Here is a 246-nt window from a genome sequence, read left to right as displayed (position 1 = left end):
CACCCGTGATGCGGTACTTTCCGCCCATGCCTGGGGGAGTGAGCATGCTCATGGGCGCAGCGTAGTGCGACCCGGTGATGATGCCTACTAAATGATCAATGGATCGCACCCGTCCGAGTGGGAAAGCACCCGAACGAACCCCGAACGGCGGCGAGTGGTGTGGTGTCTCAGCCCAGTTCGAGCACGCGGGCGTGCAGTACCTGGCGCTGCTGGAGCGCGGCCCGGACCGCGCGGTGCAGTCCGTCC

The 246-nt window shown here is 65.9% G+C and carries 1 pseudogene; it reads right to left on the bottom strand.

Going from position 1 to position 246, the window contains the following annotated elements:
- Positions 1–167: 167 nt before the first annotated feature.
- A pseudogene (locus tag G3I42_RS19565) lies at positions 168–246 on the bottom strand (type II toxin-antitoxin system VapB family antitoxin); the annotation flags it as partial.

Origin of the sequence: Streptomyces sp. SID11385 (genome assembly GCF_010548245.1) — a bacterium.
Lineage (GTDB): Bacteria > Actinomycetota > Actinomycetes > Streptomycetales > Streptomycetaceae > Streptomyces.
Note: the sequence above shows the minus strand (reverse complement) of the source record. Positions and strands in the feature narration are given on the sequence as shown.